We start from the raw sequence: 11,247 nt of genomic DNA on the forward strand, positions 1-11,247 counted from the left end.
AGCCACCACCGGCGTTAGCCGTAACAATAACCGCGATTTTTTTTACGCGCGCCAGGCAACTTTATTTCATGGGGGTCAGCGCCGGTTTCAGGCCATACAGATGTAAAAGGGGAGCAAATGCGGGCGACAGTTTGGTTAAGCAGCGTAGTTATGCTGTTGCTGTTAAGTGCCTGTCAGCAACGACCGCAAGCCACATCCTCATCACAACCGCCCGATTTCGCTGCCCAATGCCGCAGCCAGCCAGTCGGTTCCCAGCGTCACTGTCGGTTTTTGCGTGAAATGGCCTGGCGGATACGACAGCACTCTCCCGCCCCCCAGCGCCATACCGGCGCACGCTGTATGCTGACCATTGACTGGGATGCCCGCCGCCAGCGTTACAATGTGCTGGCGGCGCGCGGCGATGAGCCGGTCTGTTTACGCGCCTGGCAAACAATTGGCAGCGCGACAGATTTACCCGCGCCACCGCCAGGGTTGAGCGGGCAACTGATATTTGATTTCACGCCTGGCACAGCGCGACCTCATGCTACACCGCAGCCCGCCCGCTAACCTTTAGCACTCACTCACGCAAAGGCGATGAAACCGCGGCGCTGATTCGCTATTATGCGCGCTGACTTTCAACGTTGTGCGCCGTATTGCGCGCTGAAAAAGGAATGCCTGATGCTGTGGTTTAAAAACATGATGCTGTATCGTCTGAATCGCGATATCCCTCTATCGCCAGAAGAGATGGAAACCCAGCTGGCCGCGTTCAGCTTCAGCCCCTGTGGTAGTCAGGATATGTCACGAACCGGCTGGGTTTCACCGCTGGGCTCTCGCAGCGATGCGCTGACCCACGTCAGCGGCCGTCAGATGCTGATTTGTGCCCGCAAAGAAGAGAAAATCCTGCCGGCACCGGTCATAAAACAGGCGCTGGAAGCCAAAATTGAAAAACTGGAAAACGAGCAGCAACGCAAGCTGAAAAAGACCGAAAAAGATGCGTTAAAAGATGAGGTGCTGCACAGCCTTTTACCGCGCGCTTTCAGCCGCTTTAGCCAGACCTGTTTATGGATTGATGCTGATAACCATCTGATTGCTGTTGATTGTGCCAGTGCCAAAAAAGCAGAAGACACGCTGGCGCTATTGCGCAAAAGCCTCGGTTCATTGCCGGTGGTCCCGTTAACGCTGGAAAGTCCGGTAGAGCTGACTTTAACCGAATGGGTGCGCTCCGGCGAATTACCGGGCGGCTTTACGCTGATGGATGAAGCCGAGCTGAAAGCGATACTGGAAGATGGTGGGGTAATCCGCTGCAAGAAGCAGGAACTGGTGTGCGATGAAATCGCCCATCATATTGAAGCCGGCAAGCTGGTGACGAAACTGGCGCTGGACTGGCAGCAGCGTATTCAGCTGGTGCTTTCTGACGATGCCTCAATTAAACGGCTGAAATTCGCCGATACGCTGCGCGAACAGAATGATGACATTGAGCGGGAAGACGTGGCGCAACGCTTTGACGCCGATTTTATCCTGATGAGCGCTGAGCTGAGCGCGTTAATTAGCAGTCTGATTGAAGCGCTGGGTGGCGAAGCCACGCGCTAAGGCGCTATGGAAAAAGGCGGAGTGCCGCCTTTTTATTCTTTGTTTACAGATAGCGGCAGAGATACGCGCTGGGCTCAACGATTTGCAGATGAAACTCACTGTGTCCTGGCACAATAAACCGCTGACCGGCAGCATACACCTTCCATTCAGTTTCACCCGGCAGCAGCACGTTCAATGTCCCGCTGACCACCGTCATTTCTTCCTTCTGACCGGTGCCAAACGCATATTCACCTTCCATCATCACACCAATGCTGGCACGGCCGGTGCTGGCGCTATCATAACCAATTGATTTTACTTTACCGTCAAAATACTCATTCACATTGAGCATAACATCCGCTGAATCCATTGCAGTCAGACTGGCAGTGTAGAGTTAATCTCCTGCTGCTGTCACGCAAATTTCCCCTGACTCTGTCTGCCACAACAATGGCAGGGTAAATTTAGCGTTTACGGCTATAAAAAGCGGTCCGATTTCCTTTACACTCTGGCCAGTTATCACTAAGCGGACAAATTATTTCAATAAATCAGGAGTCATAATGGAATTATTACAAGCGATCGGCCTTGGCCTGATAGTACTGCTGCCGCTGGCTAATCCTCTTACTACCGTCGCCCTGTTTCTTGGCCTTGCCGGAGAAATGAATTTTACCGAGCGTAACCGCCAGTCGCTGCAGGCCTCAATTTATGTGTTTATCATCATGGCAGGGGCCTTTTATGCCGGTAATGTGGTGATGGATACCTTTGGTATCTCAATTCCCGGCCTGCGCATTGCCGGCGGACTGATAGTGGTCTTCCTGGGTTTTCGCATGCTGTTCCCGCCACATCAGGCCGGGCGCTTTCTGGAAGCCGAGCATAAAAAGAATGAAATGAATGAACAAAAATCGGTCAGCATCGCTTTTGTCCCATTAGCCATGCCGAGCACTGCCGGTCCCGGTACCATTGCCATGATCATCAGCACCGCATCCACTATTCACGACAGTAACGCCTTCCCCAAATGGGTGCTAATGGCCGCGCCACCGCTGACCTTTTTATGTATCAGTATCATCCTGTGGTTATGCCTGCGCAGCTCCGGAGCCATTATGCGGCTAGTGGGTAAAGGCGGCATTGAAGCAATCTCCCGTCTGATGGGCTTTTTACTGGTGTGCATGGGCGTGCAGTTTGTGATTAACGGCATTGAGGAAGTGGTGGCGCATTTCCCCCACTAGGCCGTCCCTACCACGCTGCCAGCGCCTCTGACCGGCGAATGCCTGCCGCCGGCAGGGATTCGCCAGGACAAAAAAAACCCGCACGAAGCGGGAATAAGACGAGCATTGCATATCTTTAGATGAAAGTGACGAGGAAATCACTTTTGTGTGCCTCACTAAGCTAGCGAGGGCAGATTACAGCCGTGTGACAATCACTGCAATTTTCCCCGTCTGTTGCACCGGCTTATCCGCACTACAGCCAGATAACCTTTCCGCGGCTATCCGCCAGAAAATTCAGCCGTATCCAGAGCGGATTTATCACCGTTCCGGAACGCCGGCCAGTAACCTCAGCCCCCATAGTCCCTCGCCTGTGCCATCTAATGTCAAATTGCCTCCTGTCGCCAGCAATATCGCCCAAACAAGGGCAACAGACGGTCCGCTCTGGGGAAAATTAGCGCCGGCAGGCAGCCGGATAAAGAAAACGGCACGTCGCGCTCAGCCGCCAAGGCAACCTGCCCGTACACTCGGCAGAGGGTAACAAAGGAGCACAAGATGGAACTGGCCACCCTGGTATTCTTCGCCATCGTCCTGACGGTAATTGCGGTTAAGGTACGCTGATAGACACATAGCTGGTTTACCTGTGTCAACCGGTAATCCGCGGCCATGTCACGCCAGTTGCATGCCGCCAGCGCGACATGCATGACTTTATTATGCTGGCCCCCACGCGATGGACCTTACGTCGTGCGGTGCGGGACCTCAATCATTTCCTGGAAAATCATGGTGTTATACTCCTCCCGGACAAAACCCAGCTCGGGAAAACAGAACGGGGTTTTGACTGGATGGGATTATGGTTTAAAAAGCCTGGGATGCATTCCATTGCACCCCGGGCAGTAAGTAAACACCATCTGCAGTGTCGCCGGCTTTATAAGCAAATTCGTCACCTGAACAAAGACATTCAGGCTGCACCAATGGCGTTATACCGCAGACGGTGAGTCAGGACCCTGATGCCGCACCCGCCGGGTGAGCAAGACGGGCGTGTATCAGTCCCATCCAATACACCGGCGACAACAGTAAGCCTAGGCGCTGCCTCTTGACGAGAACAACGCCCCATCCGACGACTTATGCGCATGATCTAGAGTTGGTTCTCCCCGGGCGTCGCATCGCCTGATTTTGCAATGCACACCCCGCACCTGAAAATACCAACCCAGAAATGGCCCTGGTTGATCGATTGCAGACTACTTTGCTACGCATAATACGCTGTGATATATGTTCTCATCATCAAACGATGCAGACCATCTGGAACTGTCTGTGACCGGGATGGCCGTTGATATTATCCCATATTCGCCGTCGCTGGAATCCGAGGTCCACACCGTGAACATGCCTTCTGCGCCTTCTTCTCCCGGGCTCGCTTTAGTGATGCCATCGAAGTATCCAGAGTCAGCGAGTGCCAGGGCTTCGGCTCTGGTGGGGAGACGCTTGTCTTTGCAATAATTCAATGCGCCCTCCCATGGCATAGTGATGCCTGACGATCCATTGTATGTGCCGTCGTCATTGACGTGAAGTGTCTTTTCGACCGTTACCATTACAACCGGGAAGGACGTTATTTCTGCAGTTCCGTACAACAGAGCGAGTCCATTCGGCGTGCCGTGAGCGACACCGCTGATGTCCGCCGTATAATGTCCCGTAGTCGCGTCCAGTGATTTATTTGCGATATCGAAACGGCTCGTGCCGGTTCCCTTTACCGCTATATCCACTTTACTGCTGTCGGTAACCAGGTTATCGAACCTGTCCTTCAGTACCCAGGTTACACCCGTGACCGTCGCCTCTTCCTTTATACTCAATGCCGACGGCACCGTGGACTTAGACGCATCCGGCGGACCGGCGACGAACGTCGTGCTGACCGTAGATGTCAGATTTGGGATGGAGGCACCCTTGTATTGCGGTGTAACGACGACTGTCCGTGCTTTTGTCGTTTTGAGCGTGGCTTTGTATTCACCCGGTGTCTGCACCTCCTCTGTGAATCCGCTGAACGTATCAGCGCTCACACTGGCGCTGAACCCAGGAGTCAGGTTGCTGGCCGGCACGCCAGTGATGAGATTGCCGTACCCGTCCTTGAGTACAAGCTCATACGACTGTTCTTCTACGCCGTCCGCCAGCACTGTCGATGCCACTGTCCCGGTGAACACTGATTTACCGACACCACCTACCGGGGTACCCGGATTCACCGTGAGCGCCGCCGTGCTGGTACCCAATTGGCTACCTTTATAAGTGACGTGGAATGCCGTGACTCCCGCAAGTTTCCCGGTAACGACCGCCTTGTATGTGCCACCCGACGTGTAACTTAGCGCAGCAATATCCACGTTCGCGGCATTATCCGCTACAAACGCGAGCGTCGAGGCGTTGAGTGTCTCAATTGGGTTGTTGTTTGCATCCTTCGCGGTGAACGACAGCGTAGCCGTGCCTCCGGCTATTACCGTCGCGCTTGTGCTACCGTCAATCGTCAGGGATGACGACATCGTGGCATCCGGCGCAGCTGAAACGAACGTCGTGCTAAGCACGCTCAGGCCAGTGATAGTATTGCTCTTGTATTTCGCCGTGACGTTGACTGTACGTGGTTTTGTCGTTTTGAGCGTGGCTGTGTATGTCCCCGGTGTCTGCGACATCTCAGTGAAACCGCTGAACGTGTCTGTGCTCGCGCTGTCGCTGAATCCGGGGGCCAGATCGCTGGTCGAAGCGCCGGTGATGATATTGCCATACACGTCCTTGAGGACCAGCGTGTATGTCTGCGCCTGTACGTTGTCTGCCAGTACATCCGATGGCATTGACTTGCTGAATACTGATTTGCCACTACCACCTACCGGGGTACCCGGATTCACCGTGAGCCTCGCCGTGCTGGTGCCCAATTGGCTACCCTTATAAGTGACGTGGAATGTCGTCGCTCCGGCAAGTTTTCCGGTGACGACCGCTGTGTATATGCCGCCAGTCGCGCGAGTCAGCGGGCCAATATCCACATTCGCGGTGTTATCCGGTACGAACGCAAGCGTCGTTGCGTCAAGTGTCTCGATCGGGTTGTTGTTTACATCCTTCGCGGTGAACGACAGTGTGGCCGTGCTTCCGGCTATTACTGTCGTACTGGCACCATCGCCAACAAACGTCAGGGCTGACGACCTCGTGGCGTCCGGAGACGCTGCAACAAAGGTCATATTTTTCACCAGAGACGCATTCATCGCTGCGCCGTTGCGGGTTGGCGTGAATGTGTATACCCCAGCCGCTGTTGCGGTCAGTGTACCCGTGTACACGCCGGTGCCCGCACCCGTCGCCGTAAAGCCGCTGAACGAGGCACCCGTTGTCGGGGAAAGTGTCCCGGCAAGCGCCCCGGCATCTGCGCTGGTCAGCGGATTATTCAGTGCATCCTTCAGGGTCAGCGTCAGTGTGATGCGCTCCGTTCCGTCTGCGACAGCCGATGGTTTGTCCGTGACAAGACCGGAGCGCCCGCTGGTATAGTCGGGGTCGCCGGCTGTCACGACAAGACTCTGACTAAGAGTACCAACAGCAGTACTGTCAATCTCAGGATGGACAGCAATACCTGCCACTGGCGTCGCCAACAGCCCGTTCAGTGTAGCGGTGTACTTACCGTTCGCATAGGTAATCTGGCCAACGGAAACCATTTGATTATTGGCAGACACAAAAGACAGGCGGCTGCCCAGGTCCACAATAGCATTACCTTTTGCATCATGTGCAACAAAGGTCGCTGTCGTCGTGGCTCCGGATTTAATCCCCGGATCGGCAATTGTGAATGAGGTGCCGGATGCGGGTGACGGGTCAATCGCGCCCGGCCGGAGGGTTACGTCCGTCTTCAGGTTCTGGATGTTACCGCCGTCATATGTCACTTGCACACTCACAGCACCCGCCGATGTACCATGTAATTGACCTTGATACGTCCCCGCTGTTGTGGTCTCGGTAAAGCCGTCAAATGTAACACCGGTAACCGGGGCACTATTTCTGGTCACTAACACATTGAGTTTACTGGCTTTGCCACTGAGGACATTACCCTTAGCATCCTTAAGCTCAAGATTCAGCCTGCTCTTGTCGGTATCATTAGCCTCAATTGACGTGGGGTTCGGAATGATACTGCTTGCTCCGTTCCCCTGACTTGGTGCGCCAGCCTGCAGCGTCACCGGTTTTCCCTTCGCGGTCAGTGGTGTACCAGCATCGACCGGAGTCACCGTATAATCACCCGCCTTTGTCCCTTTCAGGCTGGCGGTGTAACGACCGGATCCCACGCTGCCCGTCATCGCGACATCTGTTACCGTAACCTCCGGACTGCCCATAACAGTGCCATTACTGTCCGTGACTGTGAAGGCCAGGGCATTTCTGTCGACAAGATCACCAATACCGTTATCATTGACGTCTTTCGCCGTAAATATCAGAGTCGCAGTGGCCGTTCCATCAGCTGCTATCGGGCTACCCTCAATATTAAAGTCTGAGGTAGTCACGTCAGAGGCTTTGGCGGCCGTCATTTCAAGTGGCTGTGCCGCGCCGGTCAGTTCCTGACTGTTGAATACCGGAACTACCTTATAGGCGCCCGCTTTCGTCCCCCTCAGCGTTGCAGTGTATTCATTGTCTTTACCCGCCACTTTCGTGACTGCAGAGAGTGTGTAACCAGTAGTATTCACATCCGTGTTAGTGGCGGCGTCTTTCAGTTTAAACGTCAGATTACCGGTAAGATCTCCATTGATAGCATTTCCTTTTCCGTCACGGGCCGTGAATGTCAGCGTGGCCTCATGGCCCTGCTCACTGGCATCCGTCGTGATAACAGACGGGGTCACGACAAATTCGGATGTCCCGTTCGCATCAGAGGGCGTCGTGCCCGGATTCAGGGTCACCGTGTTAACCCCTTCCAGGCTCAGCACCTGTCCGGCACCATGGCTGACGCTGACGGTATAGTGCCCCGCCTTTTCCCCGGTCAGGGTAAAGGTGTACTCACCCTGCGTGTTGCTCGCCTGCGCTGGCATCACCGTCACCTCCGGCGCAGTGACCGTGGCTCCCGCCGCATTTTTCACCGCCGCCACCAGGCTGCTTTCCAGCTTAGGTACGCCGTTACCGTACGCATCCGCCACAAACACCGTCAGGGTGGACTGTTCATCACCATCCGCCGCAATGTTCGGCGGCGTTATAATAATCGTGGATTTACCGTTTGCATTCGTATCATCCGGTGCACCTGCATTCAGAGTGACACGCGCCGGCGTGACGGACATCGCCTTACCATTAATCTCCGGTGTGACCGTGTACTCACCCGCAGTCGTTCCCGTCAGTGACACCGTATAAACGCCCGCTTCGGTCTCTGTCGGCACCCCGGAAATCGTAACATGCGCCGGCACGGCACCACTGCTATCCGCTATATGGAAGCTCAGGAGGTTATTTTTGGCGAGCCTCCTCATGGGGTTATTATTTGCATCCATTGCTCTGAGGGTCAGCTCTGTCACCCCCCCACTTCAATTTCAGGAGGTTCAGCCTGAAATTTCGAGTCGCCACTAACAGTCATTGTATCCGCCGTCAGGGTCAGATGCCTGACCAGTCCACTTACCTCAACAGCATCAACCCATGCGCGTACGGCAAAAATCCCCGTACGGGTCCCGGAAAGCGTAGCATGATACACCCCATCCGGGCTCTCCTCCACCGGCCCCACATCAAGATCCTGCTGCAGAGCGGCATTCGCAGTCAGCGCCCGGCGGGAAGCCTGGTCTGGCTCTTCCATCAGGAATCCAACAGAAAAGCTTACTGCACCACTCCCCAGATGCTTAATGGCATTACCATATTCATCCACCGGGGTGAAAGTAACGATCGCCTGTGATTTACCATCAGCAACGAAAGGCTCACCCTCTATCTTCATGTCTGACTTAACGACGTCTGGCTTGCGACTGGCGGTCAGCGTGACCTTTTCACCAGCGACGCCCAGGGTCATATTGTTGTACAGGGGCACGACCGTCCAGGTGTCCGCTTTTGTGCCGCTCAGGGATGCCGTATAGTTACCCGTGACGCCGTCTTCTTTCACCACCGACACGGTAACTTCACCCTTTGCTGGCGGCTGTCCGTCACTGCCCTTCACACCAAAACTCAGACGGCCAGCAATGCCACTGATGACCTCGCCATGCACGTCCCTTGCATTAAAATGCAGCTCTGACGATTCAGTATTGTTCGCAACAATACTGGGCTGAATGAGATAAAATTTCGATCTGCCAGAATTTGGTATATCCCGGCTGATGCTCAACTGAGCAGCCGTTAATGTCTCCCCAAAAATCTCCGGCGTCAGCGTCAGGCTTTCACTGGTGGTTCCTGCCGTTACCGTCACCTCATATACCCCGGTGCTTTTTTTAACCGGCGCAGAAACCGTTGCCTCAGTCATCCCCGCCGCACGGGCAGCTTTCACCGCACCGGTACCCCGGGTAGTGATGATCTTAATGTCTTGCACCGCCGTGTCCACCGGCTTCATCTGACTGTCTTTTACGGTCAGCGTCAGGACTTCCTTGCTCTCACCGTCCGCCGCCAGAATGCTGTCTGCCGGCGTGAAGGTGCTGTTCTTTTTGTCCAGCAGAGGCGTCTCAACGGTGAGCTGAGTATGACTCTCCCCTGAACGGTTGCCTTTCTTATCAACGGCCACACCGGTGAGGGTGTAGGTGTTTACCGCCGATGCTTCCTGATGGTATGGCGGCAGCACCGCGTTATATCCGCCGGCATTGTCGGCCTCAATCAGGCCACCCGCAGCCAGCAGGGACGACGCCTCCCAGTCTATATGGTCCAGACCGTACTTGCTGGTTACCGAGACGCCAAGGGATTTGTGCTCACCCGGATGTCCGGTCACCAGGTCCAGCGCATGGAGGTGAATAACCTCCTTTTTACGGTACTCAAGAATGATGTTGTTGTTGCGGTCCACCAGGTCGTAACGGCTACCCGCCAGGCTGCGCATCGCCCCGACCGCAGCCGGGTCAAGCTGCTGACGCCACGATACCCCCGGCTGGAAGGTCAGGCTCACATCAAAGCGCGTATCGTTCTTACCGGAACCCCCCTGACGCTGCTCGGCGCCGAGGGTCAGCAGCGGGAACGGAGTGTAGTTAATACCCGCCGTGATGGCATGCGGGTCACTCTGGCGGTTGTCCTTACCGAACAGCGCCACCTCATCACCATAGTATTGTTCAAACACCAACTTGCCGCCCAGCTGCGGCAGCGCAGGCAGCCACGCCTGGGCACGAATGTCCCAGCCATTGGCCGGGCGCTCCTGGTAATCAGTCAGGTCCGGTGAATCCTTCCAGCCGCTCAGGCGCATATAGCTGTTGGCCCCCAGCTTCATATAATCACGCCAGTACTCAAGCCCGAGGCCCGCACGGGTATGCTCATGAGAAAAGTCGTGGTCCAGAAAGGTGTTAGCTCCCAGCATCCAGTCGTCATTAAACCAGCGCGTACCTAGCCCCAGGTTACCCTGGGCACGGTCGTCGGTGCGGTGGAGACTTCCCTGCGAGAACACCAGCATGTCGCTGCGCTCATACCAGGGAACCAGCAGGTCAAGCTGGGAGTTCTTCAACGAGAACTTTTCATCAGCGTTCAGCTGCACACGAGCGGTACCGAAATGGCTCAGCCATTGCTGTAATACGCCGCCGGCCGTACCGGTGGCCATCCCTCTGGCCATTGAGGCAGCCGCCTGCCCCTGATGGGTATTTTTCAGGAACCCCCCGGCCTGGGAGGCCAGTCCGGCTATTTTATTCGTCGTTTCATCATCCTTTGTGCTTTCTCTATTTTTTTGTGGATTGTTCTGCAAAGAAGAGGATAACGGCGCGGATGGAACATCTAACTCATCTCCAGGCTGAAGATTATTAAATCCGTGAGCAAAAACCCGGAACTGGTTGAGCTTACTTAACGCAGACAGGCTTATGTTGAATTTTTTCGCCACCGACGCCGTGGTTTCCCCCACTGAAAGCGTATAGACCCGGGTGCGGGAAAACTCAGAGTCCGCCGGTTTATTCAGGAAATGGGCTTCCCTGACGTCACCGGCTATTGCTGGTGTAAATGACACTGCCAGCGGAAATACTACCTGAAAGACAATATTCAGCCAGGCAAAAAGGCGCAGATGTGGGAAAGATGGCTTCCCAAAATTTGCATTCATTTCGAGTTATCCGGTTTTGAGTTATAAAAAAAGAGGAAAGAGAGAAAAGAGAAATACCACTGCCGCGGAGACGGACTGAATTGCCCATAGCTACCGCCCTCCCTCTGCAGAATAAAATTTGCGCAGAGGGCTTTACAATTAGGACCATTTTGACAAGTAAACGGGGCAAGCAGCCTGTTCAGCGGTCTGACCGGGTTATGGCGGGATTTTTTGCCAACATTTATTTCTGTATAGAATGAAATGCTTTCATAAACGAAGATTTATTTGTCAACTAAATGTAAACATGATTTTCAATAGAAAATATGTTTTTTAACAGGAGGTTAGCCTGGAAAGAGGTTAAGA

At 54.5% G+C, this 11,247-nt stretch carries 6 protein-coding genes; 3 read left to right on the top strand and 3 right to left on the bottom strand.

Translation table 11 applies throughout. The features are described from left to right. Positions 1 to 117 precede the first annotated feature (117 nt). Together BL249_RS13615 and rdgC are read left to right on the top strand one after the other, a co-directional pair. On the top strand, positions 118 to 546 hold the full coding sequence (locus BL249_RS13615) for a hypothetical protein (protein ID WP_143354761.1): 429 nt from the start codon (positions 118 to 120) through the stop codon (positions 544 to 546). 111 nt (positions 547 to 657) lie between these two features. Then, entirely contained in the window at positions 658 to 1,569 is a 912-nt protein-coding gene (rdgC, locus tag BL249_RS13620; RefSeq protein ID WP_099706104.1) for a recombination-associated protein RdgC, read from the top strand. Positions 1,570 to 1,612: 43 nt separating this feature from the next. Here rdgC and ppnP read toward each other — a convergent pair whose 3' ends face one another. After that, entirely contained in the window at positions 1,613 to 1,897 is a 285-nt protein-coding gene (gene ppnP / locus BL249_RS13625; protein ID WP_099706144.1) for a pyrimidine/purine nucleoside phosphorylase, read from the bottom strand. A gap of 202 nt (positions 1,898 to 2,099) precedes the next feature. On the opposite strand from ppnP, the gene BL249_RS13630 reads away from it, so the two are divergent. Continuing rightward, on the top strand, positions 2,100 to 2,768 hold the full coding sequence (locus BL249_RS13630; RefSeq protein ID WP_099706103.1) for a MarC family NAAT transporter: 669 nt from the start codon (positions 2,100 to 2,102) through the stop codon (positions 2,766 to 2,768). Between the two features lie 1,214 nt (positions 2,769 to 3,982). Here BL249_RS13630 and BL249_RS13645 read toward each other — a convergent pair. Together BL249_RS13645 and BL249_RS13650 are read right to left on the bottom strand one after the other, a co-directional pair. After that, a complete protein-coding gene (locus tag BL249_RS13645) occupies positions 3,983 to 8,233 on the bottom strand; it encodes a beta strand repeat-containing protein (RefSeq protein WP_099706100.1) in 4,251 nt (1,416 codons plus the stop codon). Further along, entirely contained in the window at positions 8,230 to 10,905 is a 2,676-nt protein-coding gene (locus BL249_RS13650) for an inverse autotransporter beta domain-containing protein (protein ID WP_099706099.1), read from the bottom strand. The genes BL249_RS13645 and BL249_RS13650 overlap by 4 nt, the downstream gene beginning before the upstream one ends. Between the last annotated feature and the right edge of the window lie 342 nt (positions 10,906 to 11,247).

Origin of the sequence: Erwinia sp. OLFS4 (assembly GCF_002752165.1) — a bacterium.
Taxonomy (GTDB): Bacteria; Pseudomonadota; Gammaproteobacteria; order Enterobacterales; family Enterobacteriaceae; genus Izhakiella.

Excerpts from the sequence above, each read along its gene's own strand:
- ppnP (WP_099706144.1), bottom strand. The coding sequence starts at position 1,897 with ATGCTCAATGTGAATGAGTATTTTGACGGTAAAGTAAAATCAATTGGT.
- BL249_RS13615 (WP_143354761.1), top strand. The coding sequence starts at position 118 with ATGCGGGCGACAGTTTGGTTAAGCAGCGTAGTTATGCTGTTGCTGTTA.
- BL249_RS13650 (WP_099706099.1), bottom strand. The coding sequence starts at position 10,905 with ATGAATGCAAATTTTGGGAAGCCATCTTTCCCACATCTGCGCCTTTTT.
- rdgC (WP_099706104.1), top strand. The coding sequence starts at position 658 with ATGCTGTGGTTTAAAAACATGATGCTGTATCGTCTGAATCGCGATATC.